21 protein-coding genes, 2 tRNA genes and 1 pseudogene are annotated in these 23,809 nt (G+C 67.7%); 10 read left to right on the plus strand and 14 right to left on the minus strand.

Annotated elements, in window-relative coordinates:
* The first annotated feature begins 12 nt into the window (after window positions 1-12).
* On the plus strand, window positions 13-1,158 hold the full coding sequence (locus AC52GN_RS13480; protein WP_346519874.1) for a polysaccharide biosynthesis/export family protein: 1,146 nt from the start codon (window positions 13-15) through the stop codon (window positions 1,156-1,158).
* Window positions 1,159-1,163: 5 nt separating this feature from the next.
* A complete protein-coding gene (locus tag AC52GN_RS13485) occupies window positions 1,164-1,670 on the plus strand; it encodes a hypothetical protein (protein ID WP_496527421.1) in 507 nt (168 codons plus the stop codon).
* Here AC52GN_RS13485 and AC52GN_RS13490 read toward each other — a convergent pair.
* The 6 genes and pseudogenes from AC52GN_RS13490 to rpmH form a co-directional block, all read right to left on the minus strand.
* Window positions 1,667-2,662, minus strand: coding sequence for an LLM class flavin-dependent oxidoreductase (locus AC52GN_RS13490; RefSeq protein WP_346486143.1), 996 nt, complete (start codon window positions 2,660-2,662; stop codon window positions 1,667-1,669). The two genes, AC52GN_RS13485 and AC52GN_RS13490, sit on opposite strands and share 4 nt — an antisense overlap.
* Window positions 2,663-2,737: 75 nt before the next feature.
* Window positions 2,738-3,241, minus strand: a complete 504-nt coding sequence (locus AC52GN_RS13495; protein WP_496527422.1) for a DUF3617 domain-containing protein — start codon at window positions 3,239-3,241, stop codon at window positions 2,738-2,740.
* A 73-nt stretch (window positions 3,242-3,314) separates the two neighbouring features.
* Complete coding sequence (gene yihA / locus AC52GN_RS13500; RefSeq protein ID WP_312218592.1) at window positions 3,315-3,983, minus strand: ribosome biogenesis GTP-binding protein YihA/YsxC; 669 nt, start codon at window positions 3,981-3,983, stop codon at window positions 3,315-3,317.
* A 4-nt stretch (window positions 3,984-3,987) separates the two neighbouring features.
* Window positions 3,988-5,789, minus strand: a pseudogene (yidC, locus tag AC52GN_RS13505) (membrane protein insertase YidC).
* A 5-nt stretch (window positions 5,790-5,794) separates the two neighbouring features.
* Window positions 5,795-6,223 (minus strand): ribonuclease P protein component, encoded by a 429-nt coding sequence (gene rnpA, locus AC52GN_RS13510; protein ID WP_346486145.1) that lies wholly within the window; start codon window positions 6,221-6,223, stop codon window positions 5,795-5,797.
* Between the two features lie 34 nt (window positions 6,224-6,257).
* Complete coding sequence (gene rpmH, locus AC52GN_RS13515) at window positions 6,258-6,392, minus strand: 50S ribosomal protein L34 (RefSeq protein WP_003164000.1); 135 nt, start codon at window positions 6,390-6,392, stop codon at window positions 6,258-6,260.
* A 180-nt stretch (window positions 6,393-6,572) separates the two neighbouring features.
* Between rpmH and AC52GN_RS13520 the strand changes: the two genes are divergently transcribed.
* From AC52GN_RS13520 to AC52GN_RS13530, 3 genes are all read left to right on the plus strand, one after another.
* Window positions 6,573-7,301: a TVP38/TMEM64 family protein gene (locus tag AC52GN_RS13520; RefSeq protein ID WP_496527423.1), complete on the plus strand. Its 729-nt coding sequence runs from the start codon at window positions 6,573-6,575 to the stop codon at window positions 7,299-7,301.
* Window positions 7,298-8,800 (plus strand): sensor histidine kinase, encoded by a 1,503-nt coding sequence (locus AC52GN_RS13525; RefSeq protein ID WP_496527424.1) that lies wholly within the window; start codon window positions 7,298-7,300, stop codon window positions 8,798-8,800. Before AC52GN_RS13520 ends, AC52GN_RS13525 begins: the two co-directional genes overlap by 4 nt.
* 104 nt (window positions 8,801-8,904) lie before the next feature.
* A complete protein-coding gene (locus AC52GN_RS13530; RefSeq protein WP_496527425.1) occupies window positions 8,905-9,420 on the plus strand; it encodes a cell wall hydrolase in 516 nt (171 codons plus the stop codon).
* A gap of 68 nt (window positions 9,421-9,488) precedes the next feature.
* Here AC52GN_RS13530 and AC52GN_RS13535 read toward each other — a convergent pair whose 3' ends face one another.
* The gene (locus tag AC52GN_RS13535) at window positions 9,489-10,535 is read right to left on the minus strand and encodes a ribonucleotide-diphosphate reductase subunit beta (RefSeq protein WP_312218584.1); all 1,047 of its coding nucleotides are present in this window, start codon (window positions 10,533-10,535) and stop codon (window positions 9,489-9,491) included.
* A gap of 149 nt (window positions 10,536-10,684) precedes the next feature.
* Here AC52GN_RS13535 and AC52GN_RS13540 point away from each other — a divergent pair, with 149 nt between their 5' ends.
* Window positions 10,685-11,341, plus strand: coding sequence for a glutathione S-transferase family protein (locus tag AC52GN_RS13540; protein WP_496527426.1), 657 nt, complete (start codon window positions 10,685-10,687; stop codon window positions 11,339-11,341).
* A gap of 11 nt (window positions 11,342-11,352) precedes the next feature.
* Here the strand turns inward: AC52GN_RS13540 and AC52GN_RS13545 are convergent, their stop codons facing one another.
* The 3 genes from AC52GN_RS13545 to AC52GN_RS13555 form a co-directional block, all read right to left on the minus strand.
* Window positions 11,353-13,461, minus strand: coding sequence for a response regulator (locus tag AC52GN_RS13545; RefSeq protein ID WP_496527427.1), 2,109 nt, complete (start codon window positions 13,459-13,461; stop codon window positions 11,353-11,355).
* Between the two features lie 71 nt (window positions 13,462-13,532).
* On the minus strand, window positions 13,533-14,852 hold the full coding sequence (locus AC52GN_RS13550; RefSeq protein ID WP_496527428.1) for an acetyl-CoA hydrolase/transferase family protein: 1,320 nt from the start codon (window positions 14,850-14,852) through the stop codon (window positions 13,533-13,535).
* A gap of 83 nt (window positions 14,853-14,935) precedes the next feature.
* The gene (locus AC52GN_RS13555) at window positions 14,936-15,673 is read right to left on the minus strand and encodes a phosphatase PAP2 family protein (RefSeq protein ID WP_496527429.1); all 738 of its coding nucleotides are present in this window, start codon (window positions 15,671-15,673) and stop codon (window positions 14,936-14,938) included.
* Between the two features lie 273 nt (window positions 15,674-15,946).
* On the opposite strand from AC52GN_RS13555, the gene AC52GN_RS13560 reads away from it, so the two are divergent.
* Both AC52GN_RS13560 and AC52GN_RS13565 read left to right on the plus strand, forming a co-directional pair.
* Window positions 15,947-17,836, plus strand: coding sequence for a ribonucleoside-diphosphate reductase subunit alpha (locus AC52GN_RS13560; protein ID WP_496527430.1), 1,890 nt, complete (start codon window positions 15,947-15,949; stop codon window positions 17,834-17,836).
* 188 nt (window positions 17,837-18,024) lie between these two features.
* Window positions 18,025-18,855, plus strand: a complete 831-nt coding sequence (locus AC52GN_RS13565; protein ID WP_343830376.1) for a lipid A-modifier LpxR family protein — start codon at window positions 18,025-18,027, stop codon at window positions 18,853-18,855.
* A gap of 10 nt (window positions 18,856-18,865) precedes the next feature.
* On the opposite strand, the gene AC52GN_RS13570 is transcribed toward AC52GN_RS13565, so the two are convergent.
* Entirely contained in the window at window positions 18,866-20,563 is a 1,698-nt protein-coding gene (locus AC52GN_RS13570) for a gamma-glutamyltransferase family protein (RefSeq protein WP_496528816.1), read from the minus strand.
* 233 nt (window positions 20,564-20,796) lie between these two features.
* On the opposite strand from AC52GN_RS13570, the gene AC52GN_RS13575 reads away from it, so the two are divergent.
* A tRNA-Arg gene (locus tag AC52GN_RS13575) sits at window positions 20,797-20,873 on the plus strand.
* A 67-nt stretch (window positions 20,874-20,940) separates the two neighbouring features.
* On the opposite strand, the gene AC52GN_RS13580 is transcribed toward AC52GN_RS13575, so the two are convergent.
* The 3 genes from AC52GN_RS13580 to AC52GN_RS13590 all read right to left on the minus strand — a co-directional run bounded on the left by AC52GN_RS13580 (window position 20,941) and on the right by AC52GN_RS13590 (window position 22,349).
* Window positions 20,941-21,366 carry a hypothetical protein gene (locus AC52GN_RS13580; protein ID WP_453987889.1) on the minus strand — a complete coding sequence of 142 codons (426 nt, stop codon included), beginning with the start codon at window positions 21,364-21,366 and terminating at the stop codon, window positions 20,941-20,943.
* 51 nt (window positions 21,367-21,417) lie between these two features.
* Complete coding sequence (locus AC52GN_RS13585; protein ID WP_496527431.1) at window positions 21,418-22,068, minus strand: hypothetical protein; 651 nt, start codon at window positions 22,066-22,068, stop codon at window positions 21,418-21,420.
* A gap of 204 nt (window positions 22,069-22,272) precedes the next feature.
* Window positions 22,273-22,349 (minus strand) — tRNA-Arg (locus AC52GN_RS13590).
* A 136-nt stretch (window positions 22,350-22,485) separates the two neighbouring features.
* Between AC52GN_RS13590 and AC52GN_RS13595 the strand changes: the two genes are divergently transcribed.
* The gene (locus AC52GN_RS13595; protein ID WP_496527432.1) at window positions 22,486-23,772 is read left to right on the plus strand and encodes a hypothetical protein; all 1,287 of its coding nucleotides are present in this window, start codon (window positions 22,486-22,488) and stop codon (window positions 23,770-23,772) included.
* Window positions 23,773-23,809: the final 37 nt, after the last annotated feature.

Raw genomic sequence — 23,809 nt, forward strand, 5'->3', positions numbered from 1 at the left:
AATAGGGCCGTCATGACCAGAACCGCCGCCAGCCTGATGATCGTCGCCCTGCTCGCGGGCTGCTCCACCCTGCCGCGCGACGGACCGTCGGGCCGCAACGTGGTCGGGAGCGCCGCCTCGCCCGAGCGTGCAGGCGACTACGCCCTGGTCAATCTGGACTTCGAGCTGAGCGAACGCCTGAAGGCCGCGCCGCCCCCCTCGTTCAGCAGTCTGGCCCTGGCCTCCAGCGAGGCCCCCACCGATGTGATCGGCATCGGCGACACCCTGGCCGTCAGCATCTTCGAGCCCGGCGGCTCCCTGTTCGGCGGCGGCAGCGCCACGGCGCCCGCGGCGTCTGGCAATCAGACCCTTCCGCCCCTGGTGGTGAATCGCAACGGCGCCGTGCCCGTGCCTTTCGCCGGAGACGTCCGGGTCGAGGGACTGACCCCGGAACAGGCCTCGGCGGCCGTGCGTCGCGCCCTGGTCGGCAAGGTCGCCAATCCCCAGGTGATCGTCACCGTGGCGGGCAATACCTCCAACGCCGTGACCGTGCTGGGCGAGGTGCGCAACCCCGGCCGCCAGCCTCTGTCGGCCAACCATGACCGCATCCTGGACATCATCGCCGCCGCCGGCGGCTCTTCGCGTTCCATCTATGACGTCAATGTCCAGATCCAGCGCCAGGGCCGCACCTATACGGCCCCGATGTCGATCGTCACGACCGAGTTCAACGAGAACGTCCGCCTGCAGCGCGGCGATCAGGTGAACCTGGTCTATCAACCGCGCCGGTTCAGCTCCTTCGGCGCCTTCAACGCCGTGGCGCGCAGCGAACTGCCGCCCGGTCCGCTGACCCTGGCCGAGGCCCTCAGCGGCGTCGGCGGGCTGGACTCCAACCTGGCCGACGCCAAGTCGGTGCTGGTCTTCCGCTTCGAGCGGCCGGAAGTGGCCCAGGCGCTGGGCATCCAGCAACCCGCGACCTCACGCGGCGTGCCGGTGGTCTATCGCCTGAACCTGACCGAGGGCGAGGGCTTCTTCATCGCCAGCAACTTCCAGATGCAGCCCGACGACCTCCTCTACACGCCGCGCGCCGGCGCGGCCGAGATGCGCAAATTCTTCGAGGTGGTCCAGAGCATCACCCGCGTGGTCTACGACGTCTCGGTCACCAGCACGCTGAGCCGCTAAGGCTCATGCTGGGTCGCTTCGGACGCCGTCGCGACGACCGAGGCGACCCGCGCGCCGTCGCCCCTCGAGAGGCGCCTATGGACGGCGTGGAAAGTCTGCTGGCGGAGGTCGCCGCCATCGAGGCGGCCGCGTGCGAGGTCTATGGTCGGCACGGCCTGCCCGCTCAACCGGGCCAGTATCGCCGACGGGGCGACGACGGCGTCTGGGAGCGATTGTCCGACCGCCTTTCCCCCGCCGAGAAATGGGCGCTCATCCAGGCGGCCCCGCCCGATGAGGGGTGGCGCTTCGCGTCTCTGGACGGCCTGGGCGCCCGATCGTCGGTCCCCGAGGTGCGGCGCGCCGCCGCCGTGCTGGCGGCCTGCGCCGGGCTGCGCCAGCGTCTGACGGAGGCCGAGCCCATATCCCCGCAGGACCTGGCCGACGCCATCCGCCTGGGCGCAGCCTGGCGTCATCTGGACGCCGAGAGCGTCGCCTCGCCCCTGCTGTTCCAGGCGCCCGAAAGCGAGCGTTAGGCAGCCGCCAGTCCCGTCGCCCCCGCCAGCAGTTCGATCGATCGCACGCGGGCGGGCGGGTCCCAGATTTGGCTGGTGAGCATCAGCTCGTCGGCGTCGGTCTGGGCGATGAAGGCGTCGAGGGCGGCCTTGGCCGTCGCTGGCGCGCCTACCGCCGAGCAGGCCAGGGCGGCGTCGATCATGCCGCGCGCCGCGCCGTCCAGCCGCTCGTAATAGCCCTCGACCGGCGGCGGCAGCTTGCCGGGGCGACCGGTCCTCAGGTTGACGAAGGCTTGCTGGACCGAGGTGAACAGCAGGCGCGCCGCCTCATCCGTCTCGGCCACGAAGGCGTTGTAGCCCAGCATGACATAGGGCTTCTCGAGATACGGCGACGGGCGGAAGGTCTGGCGATAGATGTCGAGGGCCCGCATCATCTCGCCCGGTGCGAAATGGCTGGCGAAGGCGTAGGGCAGGCCCAGATGCGCCGCCAGCTGAGCGCCGTAGGTCGAGGAGCCGAGAATCCAGATCGGCACGGCCTGACCCTCGCCCGGATTGGCGATGATGCGCTGATCCGGCGTGGCGGGCGCAAACCACTGCATCAGCTCCATCACGTCCTGCGGGAAGGCGTCGTGGTCGCCCTGAAGCGTGCGGCGCAAGGCGCGCGCCGTCGCCTGATCCGATCCGGGCGCACGACCGAGGCCCAGGTCGATCCGGCCGGGATGAAGGGCGTTAAGGGTGCCGAACTGTTCGGCGATGACCAGGGGGGCGTGGTTGGGCAGCATGACTCCGCCGGCGCCGACGCGGATGGTCTTCGTCGCCGCCGCCACCGCGCCGATGACGACGGAGGTCGCGGCGCTGGCGATGCCCGGCATGTTGTGATGCTCGGCCAGCCAGTAGCGGTTGTAGCCCAGCCTCTCGGCGTGGCGGGCCAGATCGATGGTGTTGGCGAGCGCCTGGCCCACGTCGGAGCCTTCCGGCACGGGGGCGAGGTCGAGAATGGACAGAGGGATCATCCGACCGATATGGGGCCGCTTTTCAGCGACGCCATACCGGCCGTGACGATCATGTCGTTATCCGGCAGGCCGCGATCAGGCGGCGGGGCAGTCGCCGATGCGCTCGGCCGTCATGGTGACCTTGGTCTGGGCCATCTGCGGCGTCGGCGCGGGGTCCATCTTGGTGGTGACCTCGGTGACGTAGCGGCTGTTGAAGTCGCCGGTCACGCGGATGGTGGAGTCGGCCTTCATATTGCCCGGCAGGGTGCAGGTCGACGTCGCGACCATGGCGTCGCCCTGGCGCGTGAAGGGCTGGGTGGTGCAATCGGCGCCCGGCTGCTGGGTGTTGGCCGGAGCCTCCAGCTTGGCTTCCTTGATGCAGACTTCCTGGGGCGCGATGGCTGCGCCGCCCGGCATGCCTTCCATGGCGGTGGACACGCGCCACAGGCCCGGCTTGGGCGCGTCGAGCGTCGCCGCAGGAGCCGTCGAGGCGGTCTCGGCCCCGTCGGCGGCCGGGCTTTCGGCCTTGTTGTTGTTTCCGCAGGCCGACAGACCCAGCAGGCAGGCGACGGCGACGCCGCCGATGATCGCTGAACGCATGGAGCGCTCCCCTCTCGTTAAGAACCGAGGGGACAACGCAGGTCTGGCTTAACGGTTCACGCCAACGTGAGATTCAGTCGAGAACGACGCCGGTGGTGCGCATGATCTCCGCGCGCAGCTCGGGCAGGCCGAAGCCCTTTTCCGAGGAGGTGACGGCGACATGCGGATAGGCCGCCGGGCGTTTGGAGATGGCTTTCAGCGTCGCCGCCTGGACCTTCTCCGCCTCGCCCTTCTTCAGCTTGTCGGCCTTGGTCAGGACGATCTGGTAGGAGACGGCCGACAGGTCCAGCGCATCCAGGGCCTCGTCGTCCACCTTCTTCAGGCCGTGGCGGGCGTCGATCAGCAGATAGACGCGCTTCAGCGTCACCCGGCCGCGCAGATAGTCGCGGCCCAGATCCTGGAACTTCTTGACCGTGGTCTTGGACGCCTTGGCCCAACCGTAGCCGGGCAGGTCGACCAGGCGCATCCGCCCGTCCAGGTCGAAGAAGTTCACCTCGCGCGTGCGGCCCGGCTCGTTCGAGGCGCGCGCCAGCTTGTGCATCCCCACCAGCCCGTTGATCAGGCTGGACTTGCCGACGTTGGAGCGGCCGGCGAAGGCGATCTCGGGCAGGTCCGGCGTCGGCAGCTGCTCGATCTTGGCGCAGCCCATGATGAAGGTCGCGGGGCGCGCGAACAGGATGCGCGCCGCCTCGACCTCGGCGTCCGAGTATTCTCCGACCTTGGGCTCGTCCGAAGCGTCCAACCGATTAGGCCTTCTTGAAGCGGGCGATGAAGCTGTCGATCGGGTTCTCGGCGCCGAAGCGATGCATGATCACATACTGCTGGATGATCGACAGCACGTTGTTCCACGCCCAGTAGATCAGCAGGCCGGCCGCGAACGGGGCCATGATGAAGGTGAAGACGATCGGCATCAGGGCGAAAATCTGACGCTGCATCGGGTCCTGCGCCGGCGGGTTCATCGCCATCTGCAGCCACATGGTGAAGCCGTAGACGAGCGGCAGGACGCCCAGGTGCAGCGGGCCGTTCAGGATGCCGCCGAGGATCGGCAGGGTGGCCGGGTCCCACGGCACGGCGCCGAACAGGTTCCAGATCGTCGAAGGGTCGCGCGCCGACAGGTCGCGGATCCAGCCGAAGAAGGGCGCGTGACGCATTTCGATGGTCACGAACAGCACCTTGTACAGGGCGTAGAAGACCGGGATCTGCACCACCATCGGCAGACAGCCCGCCAGCGGATTGATCTTCTCCCGCTGATAGAGGGCCATCATCTCCTGCTGCTGCTTCTGCGGATCGGAGCCGTGCTTCTTCTTGATCTCCTCCATCTTGGGCTGGAGGGTCCGCATCTTGGACAGGCTCTCATAGGACTTGTTGGCCAGCGGGAAGAGGATCAGCTTGACCACGACCGTCAGGGCCAGAATGGCCAGGCCGAAGTTGCCCAGAACGCCGTAGAAGAACTCCACCACCGTGAAGATCGGACGCGTCAGGAACCAGAACATGCCCCAGTCGATGGCGTAGACGAAGCGCGGCAGGCCCAGCGATTCCTCATAGCCCTTCAGCACCTCGGCGCGCTTGGCGCCGGCGAACAGACGCTGGGTCTCCTCGATCTGGCGGCCCGGCTGGATGGTGTGGGTGGCCCCCAGCATGGCGGCTTCGTGGATGTTCATCCCGTCGGCGTCGCGCACCGAGAAGCGGCCTTCGATGGCCTCGTCCTGGGTCGGGATCAGGGCCGCCAGCCAGTATTTGTCGGTGATGCCCAGCCAGCCGCCGGTCGAGTCCTTCTCGATGCGCGGCTTCTTGGCCCAGTCCTTGTACTTGACCTGTTCGGTGGTGAACTTGCCGTCCGAACCGAAGGCGCCGATCGCGCCCTCGTGCAGGATCATCTGCTTGCCCAGGTCGACCGGCACGCCCTGGCGCTCGACGCGGCCGTAGGGAGCGATGGCGATGGCCTGGGTTCCCAGGTTGGCCACCGTGTCCTTGACCGTGAACATATACTGGTCGTCGATCGAGACGACGCGGGTGAAGCGCAGGCCCGAGCCGTTGTCCCAGGTCAGCTCGACCGGGGTGGTCGGCGTCAGGGTCGAACCCTGGGTCAGGCGCCAGACGGTGTTGGGGCCGGGCACGCCGCCGGGGACGTTCGGGCCGCTCCAGCCGAACTGGGCGAAATAGGCGTGCTCCATGCCCTGCGGGCGGAACAGCTCGACCGGGGCGAATTCCTGTCGAGCGTTTCCTTGTAGTTGGTCAGGTACAGGTCGTCGATGCGCGCGCCCTGCAGCGACAGCGAGCCCTTCAGGGTCGGGGTCTGGATCGGCACGCGCGCGACCGTGCCCAGGGCCTCGGCGCGCTCCTTGATGAAGACGCCCGGCGCGGCGCTCGACGGCGTCAGACCGGCGTCGGCCGAAGCCTCGCGCGCCTTCTGCTGCTCGGCGGCGACGACCTGAGCCTGGCGACGCGCCTCGGCCTGCGGGCGCATCACCATGAAGTAGTAGACGCCCATGATCAGGGCCGCGCACACGAAGAAGATGATGGTGTTGCGCGAATTCTGGTTCTGCATCGGGATCAGCGGTCCTGGTCGGCGGGGCGCGGGTCGGGGGCGACGCGGGCGGTCGAAGCGGCCCGGTCTCCCATATCGGAAGCCGCGCGCGGGGTTGCGAGCCTTGTAAGGGCCGATTTCACGTCGTCAAGCAAACGGTCCCAGTCGCGGTCCGCCGTGCCCATCCGGGCGATGAATACATAGTCGCACCCGGCCCGGCCGTGCAGCGGGGTCAGCAGGCGGGCGGCCTCGCGCAGGCGCCGCTTGGCGCGGTTGCGGATCACGGCGCCGCCGATCTTGCGGGTGGCGGTGAATCCCAGGCGCACCGTCGGGTCGCCGTCGGCGCGATCCAACTGCTGGACCACCACGGCGCCGCGGGCCTGGGAAACGCCTTTGGCGGCCGCCAGAAACTGGGGCCGCCGCAACAGGCGATCGATTTTCATCAGATCGGTCATGCGCCCCGCCCTGAAGGGAAATGGGCGCGTGACGTCAGGCCGTCAGGCGCTTGCGGCCCTTGGCGCGGCGACGCGCGACAATCTTTTGACCGTTCTTGGTGGCCATCCGAGAACGGAAGCCGTGACGGCGCTTGCGCACGAGTCGCGACGGCTGATAGGTCCGCTTCACGGTCGGCTCCGGGTTACTGGGGTTGGCGACAGACACAAGCGTCAGCCGCGAGAGAGGCGGGCGTATAAGCGGCGGCAGGACGAGAGTCAACGCCGAAGCGGCTTTTCCACATCGCCGACAGGGGCGCACGGCGTCTGGAAATACGCTAAGGATGTCAGGAAGAAGAGGACGGAGCGCGGCTTGGACCGGGTCAAAAGATTTCTGCCCCTGGCCGTGCTGCTGGCCGCCGTCGCCCTGATCTTCGGCATGGGCTGGAATCGCTATCTGTCGCTGGACACCCTGCGCGAGCATGGAACGGCGCTGGAGGCCCTGACCGCCCGACATTATCTGTTGATGCTCGGCGCGCTGATGCTGGTCTTCGCTCTGCTGACGGCCAGCGTGGTGCCGGGGGTGGTCTTCATCACCGTGACGGCGGGCTATCTGTTCGGGCCGTGGGTCGGCGGCGTCGCCACCGCCTTCGCCGCCACCGTCGGCGCCCTGGCCGTCTACTATGTGGGGCGCACCGCCCTGGGCGATTCCCTGCGCCGCCGCGCCGCCGCCGATACGGGCCTGTTGAACAAGGTCTGCGCCGGGGTGGACAAGAACACCTTCTGGTATGTGCTGGTCGCGCGGCTGGTGGTCACCGTGCCGTTCCACATGATCAATGTGGCGGCCGGCGTGATGGCGGCGCCGCTGCGGCCCTATGTGATCGCCACCTTCATCGGCCTGTTGCCCGCCCACACCATCTATTGCTGGATCGGCGACAGCCTGCACGACGTTCTGGTCACGGACCCGAATCCCGACATTCGGAGCCTGTTCGCGGAATTCTTCTGGCCTCTGATGGGAGTCGCCTTCCTGTCCATGCTGCTGCCCCTGCTGCTCAAGCTGGCCCAGAAGCTGCGCACGCGCCCTCGCGCGGAGGCGTCATGACCGAGCGCGAGGCCCTTCCGACCGACCTGCAGACGCCCCTGCCCCCGGCGACGCACGCCAGGACGCCTGCGGCCCTGCCCGCCCGGTGGAGCGCCCTGCGCCGGCGGCTGAAGCCGCGGGCGCCCGACGGCCTGTCCAGCCGACTGCTGCTGCTGACGGTCGCCTTCACCCTGGCGGTCGCCGCCCTGATCATCGTGCCCAGCGCCGCCTCCTTCCAGGAGCGGTGGCTGATGGACCGGCTGCAGGCGGCCGAACTGGCCTCGGTCGGGGTCGAGGCCCTGCCCTATTCCGCCGTCGAGGATTCCACCGCTGAACAGTTGCTGAGCATCGGCGGGGTGCAGTCGGTGGTCATCGGCGAACAGGGGGTGCGGCGCCTTCTGCTGCAGGCCCCCAACCTGCCGCGCGCGCCCGAACTGATCGACCTGCGCCAGCGCAGCGTCGGCGCCCGGCTGCTGGACCCGTGGAAGACCCTGTTCGGCCACCCCGACCGCTCGCTGCGGGTGCAGGCGGCGCCGCGCTATCGCTCGGGCGACCTGATCGAGATCCTGGCCCCAGCCCAGCCGCTGAAGAAGGAGCTGGAGAGCTTCCTGGTCAACAGCCTGATGATGTCGCTGCTGATCGCGGCGGTGGCGGGCGGCCTGCTGTACGCCGCCCTGTCGATGCTGGTGCTGCAGCCCCTGCGCCGCGTCACCCGCTCGATCGAGCGTTTCGCCGCCAATCCAGAAAGCCCGGCCGAAACGCCCTCGGACCGCAAGGACGAGATCGGCCGGGTCGAGCGCGAACTGGCTCGGATGCAGGAGGAGGTGCGTCAGTCCCTGCGCTCACGCGCCCGTCTGGCGGCGCTGGGCGAGGCGGTGGCCAAGATCAACCACGATCTGCGCAACATGCTGACCTCGGCCCAGATGGCGTCCGAGCGGCTGTCGACCTCGTCCGATCCCCTGGTGGCGACCGCCCTGCCCCGGTTGGAGCGGGCGCTGGGCCGCGCCTCGACCCTGGCGCGCAACGTCCTGGCCTACGGCAAGACCGAGGAGCCAGCGCCCCAGCTTCAGAAGATGCTGCTGGCCCGCGCCGTGGCCGCCGCCGCCGAGGACGCTGGGCTGGAGCCCGACGGCGTGCGCCTGGTGCGCGATCTGCCCGCTCGCTTCACCGTCAACGCCGATCCGGATCAGTTGCACCGCATCCTCGTCAATCTGATGCGCAACGCCCGCCAGGCCATCGAGTCCGCTGCCGGAGGCCTCAACAAGGGCAAGGGCGCGATCACCGTCAGCGCCGAGCTTCGCGACGGCATGGCCGCCATCGGCGTGCGCGACGACGGTCCCGGCATCCCGCCGCGTCTGGCCGACCGCCTGTTCGAACCCTTCGTCAGCGGCGGCGGGGCCGACGGCACAGGCCTGGGCCTGACCATCTCGCGCGAGCTGGCGGCCAACCACGGCGGCGCCCTGGTCCTGCTGGACACCGGCCCCCAGGGCACGCGCTTCGAGCTTCTGCTGCCGCAGTGAGGCGCAGGCGCAGCCTTCCCCGTTCCGGAACGTTGTTTCCATCAAGCGTCGGAAGCGCCAAGCTTGCGGCCTTTCGCATCCTCGCCCTGCAAAGGAGAGACCTCATGATCCGTCACACGCCTTCGCGCCCCCTCCCCTCGCGCGTCTGGACGGCGTTGATGCTGCCTTCGGCGCTGGCGCTCGCCCTGAGCGCCGGCGCGAGCTACGCCCAAAGCCAGAATCAGGGCGCCACGCCCCCGGCGCCCAAGGACCCCGTGGCCGAGATGCTGGCCAAGGGCGAGCGCTATCACCGCGCGCCGGATTCAGCCCAGACCCCCCAGGAACTGCGTGAGACCCAGGCCCTCAACGCCGAGATCGTCGCCCAGAACGACCTGGCCGAGAACGAGGACCGGGCCAACCAGGCCGCTCAGGCCGACGCCCAGCGCCGCTGGCAGGCCGAGGTCGATCAGACCCAGGCCGACGCTCGTCTCGCCCAGGAACGACACGAGGCCGAACTGCGCGCGGCCGAGGAAGCCCAAGCCCGCTATGAACGCGACATGGCCGACTGGCGGGCCACCGTGGCCGCCTGCGAGCGTGGCGATACGGCGCGCTGCAACGCGGGGCGTCAGGCGCCGAACTGAGACGCTTGAAAAGAAAAGGGCGCCGCCGACCTTTCGTCGGGGCGCCCCTGATCGCGTGACCGCGGGGTTCAGGCCTCGGCCGGTTCCGTGCGGCGCTTCATCATGTTGTCGAAGCTGTCCCAGACGCCGTCGGCGCCGTGCCACGACCCTTGCGTCGCCGCCTTGGAGTATTCGGTAGCGCGCGCCTCGAAGAAGTTGGCGTGCTCCACGCCCGACAGCAGCGACTGCAGCCACGGCAGCGGGTTCTCGGTCACGCCGTAGACTTCCGGCAGGTTCAGCTGGCGCAGGCGCCAGTCGGCGATGAAGCGGATGTAGGCCTTGATGTCGTCCGGCGTCATGCCGTTCACCGGGCCCATTTCGAAGGCCAGGTCGATGAACTTGTCCTCCATCTCGATCACCGTCTTGCAGCAGTCGACGATGTCGTCGGCCACGGCCTTGGTGACGGCGCCCGTCTCCTTGTTGAAGGCGTGGTACAGCTTGATGATGCCTTCGCAGTGCAGGCTTTCATCGCGCACCGACCAGGACACGATCTGGCCCATGCCCTTCATCTTGGACTGGCGCGGGAAGTTCATCAGCATGGCGAAGCTGGCGAACAGTTGCAGCCCTTCCGAGAAGCCCCCGAACATGGCCAGGGTGCGGCAGATGTCGGCGTCGCTGTCGACCCCGAACTGGCCCATGTAGTCGTGCTTGTCCTTCATGGCCTCGTATTCCATGAAGGCGCCGAACTCGCTGTCCGGCATCCCGATCGTCTCGAGCAGCAAGGCATAGGCCGCGATATGGATGGTCTCCATATTGGCGAAGGCGGCCAGCATCATCTTCACCTCGGTCGGTTTGAAGACCCGGCCGTAGCGCTCCATGTAGTTGTCCTGCACCTCGATGTCCGCCTGGGTGAAGAAGCGGAAGATCTGGGTCAGCAGGTTGCGCTCGCCGTCGTTCAGATTGGCGGCCCAGTCCTTGACGTCCTCGCCCATCGGGACTTCCTCGGGCATCCAGTGGACCTGCTGCTGCTTCTTCCACATGTCGAAGGCCCACGGGTAGCGGAAGGGCTTGTAGGCGGCCGAGGGGGTTAGCAGGCCGGGCGTGCCGGGACGAATGATCGTGGCGGGAGCGTTCATCGTAGAAGACCTGAGGCGAATCCGGAGAAGGTGCGTTCCACCATGCGTCCGCCGGCGCGCGGGGACAAGGGAAGATGCGCACATCTAGCGATCACTTTTCATCAGACCGCTAGATATGGTGTTTCGATGACAGGAAACTGGGGAGGAAGATGGGGATGGTTTTCACACTCTACGGCGCAGCCGGGTCAGGCTCGGTTCCGGTCGAAGCGACGCTGCGGCTGATCGGACAGGACTATCGGGTGGTCGAGGCGCCGACCTGGGAAGGCGAGGCCGAGCGAGACAAGGTGGCGGCGGTCAATCCCATGCGCCAGGTGCCGGCCCTGGTCACGCCCGGCGGCGAGATCATCACCGAAAGCGCCGCCATCCTGATCTGGCTGGCCGATTCCCATCCACAGGCGCGGTTGTCGCCCGCGCTCGACGATCCGCGTCGGGCGCAGTTCCTGCGCTGGATGAGCTTCATCCCCGCCTCCATCTATTCGATGTTCTGGGTGCGCGACGAACCCGCGCGGCTTGTCGGCGACAACCTTGAAGCCCAGACCGAAATCCAGCGCCGCACCATCGACCGCATCGCCGATTGCTGGCGGATGATGGACGCCCAGGTCGCGCCGGGCCGCTTCCTGCTGGGCGAGGAGATGACGGTGCTGGACCTCTATGTCGCGACCGCCAGCCGCTGGACGCCGCAGCGGCGACGCTTCTACGCCGAGGCGCCCCGCATGGCCGAAGTGGTGCGCCGCGTCGACGCCCTGCCCGCGCTTCAGGCCTTCTGGTCGGAACGCTTCCCCTTCGAGGACGGCTGGGAAGGCTAGGCGGCCATAGACTAGGCGGCCAGACGCGCCTGGGCGGCTCGGAAGGCCTGGTCCACGGCGGCGTAAAGCCGATCATGGGTGACCGGCTTGGCCAGATGGCCGTCCATGCCCACGCCCAGGCATCGCGCGGCGTCCTCGGGCATGGCGTCGGCGGTCACCGCCAAAACCACCGCCTGCGCGGAGGCCGCGCCGCCGTCGCGGATCATCTGCGTCGCCTCCAGCCCGTTCAGGCGCGGCATCCGCACATCCATCAGAATCAGGTCGAAGATCTCCAGGGCGGCCCGACCGACAGCGTCGCGTCCGTCCACGGCCTCCGCCACGGCGCAGCCCGCCGCCTCCATCATGGTCCGCAGCATCAGACGATTGGTCGGATGGTCGTCCACCACCAGAACCCGAAGCGACGACGCCGCATCCGTCAATCCGCCCGGGCTCTCGACGTCTGTTTCAATCGCACTCAAGTCCAGTTGCGCCGTCAGGGTGAAGACGGAGCCCTGCGCCGAGGTCCGGCTCAAGATCACGTCGCCGCCCATGGCCCTGGCGTGTCGCCGAGCGGCCGGCAGGCCCAGGCCCGCGCCGCCATGGCGACGGTTCAGGGAATCATCGCCCAACTGGAACAGGTCGAACAGCACCGGCTCCAGCTCCGGCGCGATCCCCGGCCCCATGTCCTGCACCGTCAGGGTCAGCCGACCGCCGTCCAGGCGCGCCTTGAGGGCCACGCGTCCCTGGTCGGTGAATTCGACGGCGTTGGACAGGAGGTGACGCAGGGCGGCCGCCAGTCGATGAGGATCGCCTCTGCCCCTGACCGCCTCATCCACGTCCAGGTCGAGATCGAAGGCCAGCCCCTTGGCCTCAGCGGCCATGGCGGCGGATTCGCCAGCTTCGCGCACGAGGGCCGCGACGGGGAAGATCTCGGATCGCACTGCGGCGTCATCGTCGGAGGCGTCCAGCACGTCCTCCACCAGCCTGAGCATGGCTTCGCCCGCATCGCGCACGGCGACGACCTGGGCGCGCGCCTCGTCCGTCAGGCCCGCCCGCCGGGACAGAAGGTCGGCATAGCCGCTGACCCCGTTCAGCGGGGTGCGCATCTCATGGCTCATGAGGGCCAGAAAGCGGGCCTTGGCGGCCGCGGCGGCCTCGGCTCGCCGCCGCTGCGCCAGCGCCAGGGCGGTGCGTTGGGCCAGCCGCTTCGCCGCCGCGCGCCTTTCGGCCATCAGGGCGCTGAGGGGCAGGGAGCACAGAACCGCGACCAGAAGAAAGCCGTGGTACAGCGACATCTGCCGCAGCCGCCCCGGCACATGGACCAGCGCCGCCACCTCGGACACCTGCGCCGCAGCCACGGGCCCATGCCCTTCCAGGGTCAGGATGCAGCTGACGCCAGCCGCCGCGAGAAGGGTCGCCGCCATCCAGGGCGGCGACAGGAGATAGGCCGCCAGCATGAGGGGCGGAAAGATGAGAAACAGCAGCGATCCCGACTGCAGGAACACTGCGGAAACCACCACCGCCGTCAACGCCAGGAGACTGAGAGACAGCCAGGGCGAGGCGGTCTCGCCCCGGAAACGATGCGCCCGCGCCAGGAACAGCAGACTGGGGGTGACGACCAGCAGACCCAGCGTCTCCATCATGACCAGGTGCGTCCAGACGAAGACGGCCAGCTCGGGCGAATAGCCGCGCACCCAGACCGCCAGCAGAACCGACGCCGTACTGGTGACAAGCACCGCCGGAACCGCCGCGCCGAGAGCAAAGGTGAGAAGACGGCGGGGACGCCGCAGATCCAGGGCGGCGCCGCAAAGTCGCCGCGCCAACACGCCGGCGATCAACACCTGGGTCAGGTTCAGCAGGGGATTGAGCCAGACGTAGGGCGGCCCGTCCCCTCGCATCACCGTGCTGCCCAGGTTCAGGCCCAGGCAGAGCAGCAGCACGGCGAACGCCTTGCGACGCGGCAATTGCAGGTAGGCGGCCAGCAACACCCCGTTCGCCGGCCAGACGATCACCGCCTTATAGGCGTCGACGCTCCACTGGCCGACCAGAAGGCAAAGGGCGAACAGCGCCACATAGGCGACCGCCGGCGGACCGGCCTCGCGGCCGGCCGCATGACGAAACAATCGCCAGCGCCCGTGCATAACTGGTCTTCTCTCCCCCGTTTGCGGGCAGTCTGTACGGGAATTGTAAAAAAGCCTCCTTCGGGCGGCCTTTAAAGCAGACCCATCGCCTTCGCGTCTTCCTCCAGCCCCTTGCGAAACTCGGGCGCGGCCAGGCCGATCAGGGCGCGGGCGCGGGCGTCGTCGGTCAGCCCCTTCAGATTGGCGGCCCCATGCTCGGTGACGACGTAGTGGATGTCGTTGCGGGGCGTCGTCACCGGACCGTCCAGCCGGGCCACAATGCGCGAGGCCGTCCCCTTCGCCGCCGTCGAATGGCAGGCGATGATCGACTTGCCGCCCTGCGACGCCGCCGCGCCGCGCACGAAGTCCAGCTGCCCGCCCGCCGCCGTATACTGCCGCCCGTTCAGATGTTCGGAACAGCAGGCGCCGAACAGGTCGATCTGCAAGGTGGCGTTGACCGAAATCATCCGGTCATTGCGGGCGATGACGGCGGGATCGTTCACATAGTCGACCGGGTGAGCCTCGACGGCCGGATTCTCATGCAGGAATTCGTAGGTGGATCGGTCCCCCATGGAGAAGGTGAACACCGTCTTGCCCGGATGCAGGGTCTTGCGGGCGTTGGTGGCGACGCCCGCCTTCATCAGTTCGACCAGGCCAGGCGTCAGCATTTCGGTATGGATGCCCAGATCGCGATGGTCATGCAGGGCCGCGCAAACGGCGTCCGGCAGGGCGCCGATGCCCATCTGCAGCGTCGCCCCGTCCTCGACCAGTCCCGCGATCAGGGCGCCGATGGCCAGATCCTGCGGCTGCTGAGGCGCCTTGCCCGCCTCCAGCAGGGGCGCCGAATGCTCGACCAGGGCCGCGACCTGCGAAACATGGACGCGGCAGTCGCCGAACACGCGCGGCATGTGCGGATTGACCTCCAGGATCACCCGCTCGGCCGTCTTCGACACGGCCAGGGCGTAGTCGGTGTTGGTCCCCAGGCTGAAATACCCTTCGGCGTCCATCGGCGAGACGGTCGCCAGCAGGGTGTCGACGCCGATCTCGCGCGTCAGCACGCGCGGCGTCTGCTGAAAGCCGGTCGGCACGAACCAGACGGCGCGACGGCCTTCCTCGATCGCGCGCGCCTCCAGCTTCCGTTCGATGGCGCCGTGGAACAGGCTGTGCGGGCGGATGCGGTCGGTCAGCTCGTAGCGCATCACCGTCTCGCCCGCGGTGGCGGTGGACAGCAGGTAGTAGAGGTTGACGTCGCCCACCTGCCGCGCCTCGGCCCGGTCGGCCAGGGCCTTCAGCAGGGCGGGCGGCTGGCCGACGCCCAGGGCCATGGCGACCTTCGCGCCTGAGGGGATCAGGGCGGCCGCCGCCTCGGGCGTCGTCAGCCGTTCGGCGTAGAGGGCGGCGAAATCAGTCATGGGGAAACTCCTGAAGCGTCGTCCTTCCTTATCCGTCAGCCGCGCGCCGTCGCGGCGCTAGACCTTGGTCTAAGGAAGGACGGCTAGGGCGCATCCTGAAGCGGCGCGTCATGCAGACGCTGGCGGCGCTCGGCGGCGTAGGCGACCAGCCACAGGGCCATCGACCAGGCGGCGCCCACGCTCCAGCCAGCAAACACGTCCGACGCCCAGTGCGCGCCCAGGTAGATCTGCGTCAGCCCGATCAGAAGGGCGATCACCACCGCGCAGCCCAGAACATAGGCCTTCAGCCGCTTGCGCGGAAAGGCGCGTGTCAGCATGACGCCCAGCGTCAGGTAGAAGACGGTCGACAGCAGGGCGTGGCCCGAGGGGAAGCTGGCGTTCAGCGTCTCCACCGCCTGATAGATCTGCGGCGGCCGCTCGCGCTCGAACAGGGCCTTCAGCCCCTCGCTCAGGGCCACCCCGCCGGCCAGGCCGACGATCAGCATGAGGGCCGACAGCCGCTTGCCCATGATCAGCAGGAAGCCGATGGCGATGACGGCGAACAGGGTCAGAACGGATATGCCGCCGAGCGAGGTCAGGTCCGCCGCCGCCTCGTGCAGCCACCACGGCCCCCAGGGTCGACCCGGATCATCGGCGAAGGGTCGGACCGCCGCCAGCACGGCCTGATCGAAGGCCTGGCCGTCCGCCTCGCGCATGTCGTCGGCCACCTCGATGAAGATCAGCACCCCCAGGGCGACCACCAGCATGGCGGCCACAGCGGCGATTTCTGTGCGGGCGACCCGCAGGGCGCGCGTCAGGAAGGCGGTGGGATGCGGAGCCATGGGGCGCTAACGGCCAAGCTGTTGCGACGTTCCCTTTCAGGCCTCGCAGAAATCGACGACGGTTCGGTGAAAAATGTGATCACCCCCAATTCCTGAGTCATTTCCACAGGGTGTGATCAGCCGCCCACCGATCTCGTCAGAAAAGCTCCCGTCAAGAGCTTTACCTGCGGTTAGGGATATGCACCCATATATCTAGCCGAACACCGGCGAGCAGCCACTAGATGTAGTGTCTCAAACCGGTACGGCCTTCTAATCGATTTGTTCGGGACAGGGATGAAAATGGCTGGCGGCGAAGCTCTGCAGACGACGGAATTCTCTACGGTTTCCTCGGCGCCGCCGGAGGGCAAGCCTCAGCTGACGGTGGTCGGCGGCCTGAAACTGGACCGCACGCGCGACGCCCTTCTGACCGATTTCGGCAAGAAGACCCTGGAAGACCGCTACCTGCTGCCGGGTGAAAGCTATCAGGACATGTTCGCCCGCGTCGCCACAGCCTACGCCGACGACGCCGAGCACGCCCAGCGCGTCTATGACTACATGTCCAAGCTGTGGTTCATGCCGGCGACGCCGGTGCTGTCGAACGGCGGCGCCGATCGCGGCCTGCCGATCTCCTGCTTCCTGAACTCGGTCAACGACAGCCTGGACGGCATCCAGAACGTCTGGAACGAGAACGTCTCCCTGGCCTCGAACGGCGGCGGCATCGGCACCTACTGGGGCGGCGTCCGCTCCATCGGCGAGAAGGTCAAGGGCGCGGGCCAGACCTCGGGCATCATCCCCTTCATCCGCGTGATGGATTCGCTGACCCTGGCGATCTCGCAAGGCTCGCTGCGTCGCGGCTCGGCCGCCGTCTACCTGGACATCCACCACCCGGAGATCGAGGAGTTCCTCGAGATCCGCAAGCCGTCGGGCGACTTCAACCGCCGCTCGCTGAACCTGCACCACGGCATCAACATCACCGACGCCTTCATGGAGGCGGTCCGCGAAGGCAAGCCGTTCGACCTGATCTCGCCCAAGAACGGCGAGGTCCGCAAAACCGTCGACGCCCGCAACCTGTGGACCAAGATCCTGGAAATCCGGATGCAGACGGGCGAGCCCTATCTGATCTTCTCGGACACGGTGAACCGGCAGATGCCGCAGCACCAGAAGGACCTGGGCCTATCGGTCAAGCAGTCCAACCTGTGCTCGGAAATCATGCTGCACACGGGGCTCGACCATAAGGGCGTCGAGCGCACCGCCGTCTGCTGCCTGTCGTCGGTCAACGCCGAGACCTTCCTGGAGTGGCGCGAAGAGCCCCGCTTCATCGAGGACATCATGCGCTTCCTCGACAATGTGCTCGAGGACTTCATCACCCGCGCTCCGTCGTCGATGGCCGCCGCCGTCTATTCGGCCCAGCGCGAGCGTTCGGTGGGTCTGGGCCTGATGGGCTTCCACTCCTTCCTGCAGTCGCAGGGCGTGGCCTTTGAGTCGGCCATGGCCAAGAGCTGGAACATGCGCCTGTTCAAGCACCTGCGCCGCGAGGCCGACAAGGCCAGCCGCACCCTGGCCGAAGAAAAGGGCCCCTGCCCCGACGCCGCCGATCGCGGCGTGATGGAGCGGTTCAGCCACAAGCTTGCCATCGCCCCGACCGCCTCGATCTCGATCATCTGTGGCGGCACGTCGGCGGGCATCGAGCCGATCCCTGCCAACATCTACACCCACAAGACCCTGTCGGGCTCCTTCGCCGTCAAGAACCCCTATCTGCAGGACCTGCTGGGCGAGAAGGGCATCGACACCGAGGCCGTCTGGTCCTCGATCCTCGAGCACGAAGGCTCGGTCCAGCACCTGGACGCCCTCAGCGACGACGAGAAGGCCATCTACAAGACCGCCTTCGAACTGGATCAGCGCTGGGTCATCGAACTGGCCGCCGACCGCACCGGCGACATCTGCCAGGCGCAGTCGCTGAACCTGTTCATCCCCGGCGACGTCAACAAGTGGGACCTGCACATGCTGCACTGGTCGGCGTGGGAGCGGGGCCTGAAGTCCCTCTACTACCTGCGCTCCAAGTCGGTGCAGCGCGCCGCCTTCGCCGGCGCCGAGGACAAGAAGGAAGAAGAGATCGATCCGAACCAGCCGGACCTCTTCTCCATCGCCCGCACCGACTACGACGAGTGCCTAGCCTGCCAGTAAGGCCGGCCCGCAAGGTCATCGCCATCGCCTTCAAGCCGCCCGCGGGAACCCTCTCCGGGCGGCTTCGTTCGTCTGACAAGGATTAAGGCGTAAAAGAGTCCGTTGCGGTTCCCTGGCGTTCGTGCACTGTGGAGGCGTTAACGGATCGGGAGGGACCGTTGATGCGACCGATGGCATGGGCAGGATGGATGATCGCGGCGGTCGCCCCGACGACCGTCTTCGCCATGCCGCAGACCATGGCCGAAGGCTCCGTCGCCGTTCGTGGCGGCGACGCCGTCCGGTTCGAGGACGCCGCGGCCCGGCTGGACAGCCGCCTGCCCTTCTCGACCGAACCTGACGCCGCCTTCGGCGCCCCGGTGCAGTTCAACGATGTCGCCCGACTGAGCGCCGATGAGGGCGAACTGCGCCAGGAAGCCTGGTTCGCCGGGGACGGCTTCACCGACCGGTTGCGCATCGTCACCACGGGCGAACTGCGCCGCGCCGATGGCGCGCCCCTGCCGCCGCGCGCCCTCGACCCGGCCGCCTTCTCGGGCGAGAGCTACGATGTCACCTATACGCGCGGCTGGACGGCGGCGAAGGGCCGCACGGCCTCGGGGCTGGAAGTGTCGCTGACGCCCCACGCCGGCTTCGGCGTCGGCAGCGACGGCCCCTCGGCCGAGGCGGGCGCCACCCTGCGTATCGGCGAGGGCCTGGACCGCCTGGCCCCCAACGGCGACGAGGCCTTCGGCGAGCGCCCGCGTTGGTATCTGTACGCGGCAGGCTCCAAGCGGGCGGTCGGCTACAATTTCGCGCGCACGCGCGACGGCGACTTCGCGCGTTCGGGCGTCAGCCAGGACGCCGGCGCCTATCTCGGCGACGCCTCCATCGGCGTGGCCTATCGCCGAGGCGCGGTGCAAAGCTCCTTCGGCGTCGTCTATCGCGAGATCGAGGCCAAGGGCCTGCGCGGCTATCAGGGCATCAACACGGACGTGTCGGAAGGCCTGGTGGCCTTCCAACTGACGATCCGCCCCCGCGAGTAGGCTCGCCGCCCTACTGCGTCCGCGCCACGCCTTCGCGGCGGCTGTCGGCGGCTCCGTCCCAGCGCCCGTTCCGCCACAAGCCCCCATGCAGGCCGGAAGTCTCGGTCGTGTTGGGTTGCAAGGCGACGCCGCGCGCCGCCATGCCTTCGCGCACGGCCGCGGGGAAGCCCTCGGTGTCGGCGCCGAAGCCGTCCCCCTTAGCCACCAGGTTCGGCAGGTCGAACGCCTGTTGCAGCGGCAGCCCCCAGGCCAGGGCGCCGATCAGCGCCTTGGCGTTATAGGCCAGGATGGAAGACCCGCCCGGCGAGCCCAACGCGCCGACCAGCCGCCCTTCGCGATCCAGGATCAAGGCCGGCGACATGGACGAACGCGGCCGCTTGCCCGCCGCCACGGCGTTGGCCGCCGGCGTGCCGTCCGACGCCGTGGGGACCAGGGAGAAGTCGGTCAGCTGATTGTTCAGGAAGAAACCGCCTGCCATCCGACCCGAGCCGAACAGGCTCTCGACGGTCGTGGTCATGCTGACGGCGTTCCCTTGGGCGTCCACCACGACCAGATGCGACGTCCCCGCCGGTTCGCGCGTGGCGTCCGCGCCGACGTTCGGCGCCCCAGTCGGAACGCCATAGGGCGCCGCGCCGCGAAGGCCCGGCGCCAGGGCCGCCCGCTCGGCCACATAGGCCGGGTCCAGCAGCCCCGCCACCGGCACGGAGACGAAGGCGGGATCGCCGAAATAGCGGTCGCGGTCGGCGTACATCAGCCGCTGAAGCTGGCCGAAGGCGGCCCAGGCCTCCGGGCTGTCCGGCCCCTTGTCGATGTCCGGCGTCCGCTCGGCCATGGCCAACAGCTCCAGGATGGAGGCCCCGCTGGACGGCGGCGGCGGCACGCAGATGGTGTAGATCTTGTAAGGCCCGCACACGGCCTCGCGCACCACGGGGCGATAGCCGGCAAGGTCGGCGGCGCTCAGGGCGCCGGGACGCAGCCCCTCATGCACCGCCTCGACGATAGCCTCGGCCAGAGGCCCCTGCTGCAGGGCGGCCGCGCCCTCGCCCGCGATGCGGCGCACCGTCTCGGCGTAGGCCGGGTTCCGCAGGGTTTCGCCCGCCTGATAGCGCGCGCCGTCCGGCTTGGTGAAATACTCCGTCGCCCAGCGGGTCTTCGCCTGAGGCGCGTCGCCGTTGATCATGCCGGCCAGGCGCGGACTGACGACGAAGCCGTCCTGCGCCAGCGTCTCGGCGTCGCCGAACAGCTCGGACCAGGCCAGGGCGCCGTGCTGCTTCTGGGCCAGGGCCAGCATGGGCATCACGCCCGGCGCCCCGGTCGAGCGCCCGCTCAGAACCGCATCGACAAAGGCCAGAGGCTTGCCGTTCTCATAGAAGAGCTCGGGCGTAGCGGCGGCCGGCGCCGTCTCGCGCCCGTCATAGACGGTGACGGCGCCGTTCTGGGCGTCATAGACCATCATGAAGGCGCCGCCGCCCAGGCCCGACGACTGCGGCTCGGTCAAACCCAGCACCGCCTGGATCGCCACCGCCGCATCCACGGCCGAACCGCCGCGCGCCAGCACCTTCATCCCCGCCTCGACCGCCAGGGGATTGGCCGCCGACACGAACGGCCCCCTGGCGACGGACGCCTGGGCTGCGGCCGCGCTCTCGACCGGAACCGGCGCGGCTCCGGCCTGGACGTGCTCGGCCGTCGTCGCGCACCCGGCCAGCATCAGGGCCGCCAAGGCCGTCCCCGCTGCGAGAGACGAAATCCTGCGCGCAGGACGCAGACGGGAGAAGGACAAGGCGCGCACTCAAGCACTCCGGCACGTTTGAGGGAGGCTTTATGCCTAGGCCCGCAGGCCCCCGAGGCCAACCCCGCATTTTCTCAAGATTTTCTGAGAAAACCTGCTTGCCAGCGCCAGAACGACCCGCTAGATACCCGGCCCTGCCCGCAAGGCGGTGCGCACCCGTAGCTCAGCTGGATAGAGCACCAGACTACGAATCTGGGGGTCAGGAGTTCGAATCTCTTCGGGTGCGCCATCTTCCTTTAAATGCTCAAGGCCTGTTCGTCGTGGCGCTATCGAGCGTGGAATCCGATCAGGCGCGGTCATTCTTCATCAGGCAGCCATGGTTCTCCTGGCGCGATGCTGCGTTCCGACAGGATCTCCAGGTCCAGCCTTGAGTCGACCCCGCTGTCTTCGCTGCTTATCTTTCGGATGACGGCGGACCCCAGAACCTTCCCATGCACGACCCTTATGACGGGCAGGTCGGGATCGGGGGATGACTGATAGACTCTTGGAGCTTCGCGCGGAGCCAGAACCATTTCATCTGTGATCCTGGCGTGGTGGTTCGCCATGAACCACGCTTTCGACGTCTCATTATAGATGAAGGGCGACCGAGAGGCGTTCATCTGTCGAGCCAGACCCAGCCAGCGGCTGAGCCCGGATTTTTCTGAAGGCGCGGTTATGAAAACGCGGACCAGGTCGCCTGCGCGAGCTTGAACCGACGCTGCGAACCAGAAGGACTGCTTCATGCCGTCCCACACACGCAAAGAGTCATGATGGCGCTCCTGCCTTGGAAGATCTCAAGCGGAAAGGGAAGTCTGGAGACACCGAATGGCGGCCTGCACAAACGAGTCGCCAGCATTCACAAAGCCGCCTGTTTCACCTCTGGCTTTCGCCTCCAGACAGAGTTCCAGCGCTTCTCGCCGCCTCTCGGTTGCGACTAGGGTGGTGATGATGCTGGCCAGAATGGCGGGCTGATGCTCCCAAGCCTTGCGGCATTCGGCCTCGAACCAGGCCAGAGACGGCGGAGTACCGGCTCCCAGAAGCTCACTGGCCATGTTCAGGGCCGTCGTCGCGGTATCACTCGCATCAGCCGCTTCGGCCACGTCAGCGGACACCATTTCCAGCGCGGGACATGTCCAAGCCCCGAGAGCGCGAAAAGATAAGGGCTTATCCTTGTTCTCGGGAAATCCGCAGATGCCCCAAAAAATGGGATCAATCGCCATGGGCTTGGTTGATACAATCAGGGATGTTTGCTGCGACAGCAGGCTCGTTTCAAGGTAACAGGTGACGAACCATTGGTTTATTTCCTTAAACAGGATTCCCTGAATGCCCCTCCATCCGAAATCCTTCCCGAGATTTTGAAACGCTCGCTCGAGTTCACGCGCATAGGGGCGGCGTTGTTTTGGCGAGGCAGCTACAGCAAGCTTAGCGTGAACCTTTGTCATCATGACGCATCTCAACCGGTCTCCAGTCGCAGGTGTAGCAATGCGACCCTTTTCAGAATGGTTTGAAGCTTTCTCGACAATGGAAGTGAATATTTGGAGTCCGCTTTAAAACGTCTTGATGATGTTTTTGTATCAGCTCCCGGCGGCGACAGGCGGGCGAACAGCTTCCAGCAAACGCCTCAGCGTGTTCCGAGATATAGGGAGAGATGGCGCACCCGACAGGATTCGAACCTGTGACCTCTGCCTTCGGAGGGCAGCACTCTATCCAGCTGAGCTACGGGTGCGTGCGCGGCGTTGAGGCCGGACGGCGGTGCTTACAGCATGGGCGAGGCGGTCTCAATCCCGAATCTGGCCGCGCCTTCCTTCTTGGCGCGGGGGCTCCGTCGGCCTAGCGTCGCGGATCGGGAAGAGGGAATTTCCATGCGCGCCATCACCTTCGCCGCCCTGGCCGGCGCTGTCGTTGTTCTGACCGGCTGCGCCGCGTTCCAGAAACAGGACGCCGACAGTCTGGACGACGTGGCGCGCGACTATGTCGCCCTGACGCTGGAGATCGGCGAGCGAGAGCCGGGTTATGTCGACGCCTATTACGGACCGGCGGAATGGGCCGAAGCGGCCAAGGCCAATCCGCGCCCCCTGCCCCAGCTGGCCGAAGACGCGGCGGACCTGGCCCGACGCCTCGAGACCCTGCCGGAGCGGGGACTGGACGCCCAGAGCCGCCAGCGCCGCGCCTATCTCAAGGCCCATGTCTCGGCGGCCTCGGCGCGGCTGCGGATGCTGCAGGGCGAAACGCTGAGCTTCGCCGACGAGGCCGAGGCCCTGTTCGGCGTGCGGCCGGAACTGCGGCCGCTGTCGTCCTATGATCCGGTGCTGGCGCGCATCGACGCCCTGGTCCCCGGCGAGGGGCCGCTGGCCGAGCGGGTCGCCGCCTTCCGCGCCCGCTATGTGATCCCCAAGGACCGGCTGGATACGGTGATGCGCGCCGCCATCAAGGAGTGCAAGGCGCGCACTGAGCGTCATATCACCCTGCCTGCCAGCGAGACCTTCACGCTGGAGTTCGTCAACGACAAGCCGTGGTCCGGCTATAACTGGTTCAAGGGCGGCGCCTTCAGCCTGATCCAGGTGAACACCGACCTGCCCATCTATATCGACCGGGCGGTCGATCTGGGCTGTCACGAAGGCTACCCCGGCCACCACGTCTACAACGCCCTGCTGGAGCAAACCTTCGTCAGGGACAAGGGATGGGTCGAGATGAGCGTCTATCCGCTGTTCAGCCCCATGTCCTTCATCGCCGAGGGCAGCGCCAACTACGGCATCGACCTGGCCTTCCCCGGCCATGAGCGGACCGAATTCGAGGCGCGGGTGCTGTATCCGCTGGCGGGGCTGGACCCGGCGACGGCCGAGGCGCAGACGCAGCTTCTGGCCCTGACCCGCGAACTGGCGCGGGCGGAATACACGGTGGCCGACGACTATCTGGCCGGGCGCATCGACCGAGAGACGGCGCTGGACCAGCTGCAGAAGTACAACCTCGTCGCGCGCGACCGGGCGGCGCAGCGGCTGAGCTTCATCGAGACCTACCGCTCCTATGTCATCAACTACGGCCTGGGCCGCGACATGGTGCAGGCCTGGGTCGAGCGGCAGGGGCCGGACCACTGGAAGACGACGGAGCGTCTGCTGGCCAGCCAGACCCTTCCGGTCGACCTCGACTGACGCGGTTCGCAACCGCAGCGGGTCAGCGGCGTTAAGG

This window comes from Brevundimonas sp. SS2672 (assembly GCF_059579685.1).

Bases quoted from the DNA above. Each gene is read 5' to 3' on its own strand.
- AC52GN_RS13535 (WP_312218584.1), bottom strand. From the start codon at position 10,535: ATGAACGCTCCCGCCACGATCATTCGTCCCGGCACGCCCGGCCTGCTA.
- AC52GN_RS13550 (WP_496527428.1), bottom strand. From the start codon at position 14,852: ATGACTGATTTCGCCGCCCTCTACGCCGAACGGCTGACGACGCCCGAG.
- AC52GN_RS13570 (WP_496528816.1), bottom strand. From the start codon at position 20,563: ATGCTGGCCGGGTGCGCGACGACGGCCGAGCACGTCCAGGCCGGAGCC.
- AC52GN_RS13585 (WP_496527431.1), bottom strand. From the start codon at position 22,068: ATGATGACAAAGGTTCACGCTAAGCTTGCTGTAGCTGCCTCGCCAAAA.
- AC52GN_RS13485 (WP_496527421.1), top strand. From the start codon at position 1,164: ATGCTGGGTCGCTTCGGACGCCGTCGCGACGACCGAGGCGACCCGCGC.
- AC52GN_RS13525 (WP_496527424.1), top strand. From the start codon at position 7,298: ATGACCGAGCGCGAGGCCCTTCCGACCGACCTGCAGACGCCCCTGCCC.
- AC52GN_RS13565 (WP_343830376.1), top strand. From the start codon at position 18,025: ATGATCGCGGCGGTCGCCCCGACGACCGTCTTCGCCATGCCGCAGACC.
- AC52GN_RS13540 (WP_496527426.1), top strand. From the start codon at position 10,685: ATGGGGATGGTTTTCACACTCTACGGCGCAGCCGGGTCAGGCTCGGTT.
- rnpA (WP_346486145.1), bottom strand. From the start codon at position 6,223: ATGACCGATCTGATGAAAATCGATCGCCTGTTGCGGCGGCCCCAGTTT.
- AC52GN_RS13555 (WP_496527429.1), bottom strand. From the start codon at position 15,673: ATGGCTCCGCATCCCACCGCCTTCCTGACGCGCGCCCTGCGGGTCGCC.
- AC52GN_RS13595 (WP_496527432.1), top strand. From the start codon at position 22,486: ATGCGCGCCATCACCTTCGCCGCCCTGGCCGGCGCTGTCGTTGTTCTG.
- AC52GN_RS13560 (WP_496527430.1), top strand. From the start codon at position 15,947: ATGAAAATGGCTGGCGGCGAAGCTCTGCAGACGACGGAATTCTCTACG.
- AC52GN_RS13495 (WP_496527422.1), bottom strand. From the start codon at position 3,241: ATGCGTTCAGCGATCATCGGCGGCGTCGCCGTCGCCTGCCTGCTGGGT.
- AC52GN_RS13530 (WP_496527425.1), top strand. From the start codon at position 8,905: ATGATCCGTCACACGCCTTCGCGCCCCCTCCCCTCGCGCGTCTGGACG.
- AC52GN_RS13480 (WP_346519874.1), top strand. From the start codon at position 13: ATGACCAGAACCGCCGCCAGCCTGATGATCGTCGCCCTGCTCGCGGGC.
- AC52GN_RS13490 (WP_346486143.1), bottom strand. From the start codon at position 2,662: ATGATCCCTCTGTCCATTCTCGACCTCGCCCCCGTGCCGGAAGGCTCC.
- AC52GN_RS13580 (WP_453987889.1), bottom strand. From the start codon at position 21,366: ATGAAGCAGTCCTTCTGGTTCGCAGCGTCGGTTCAAGCTCGCGCAGGC.
- AC52GN_RS13545 (WP_496527427.1), bottom strand. From the start codon at position 13,461: ATGCACGGGCGCTGGCGATTGTTTCGTCATGCGGCCGGCCGCGAGGCC.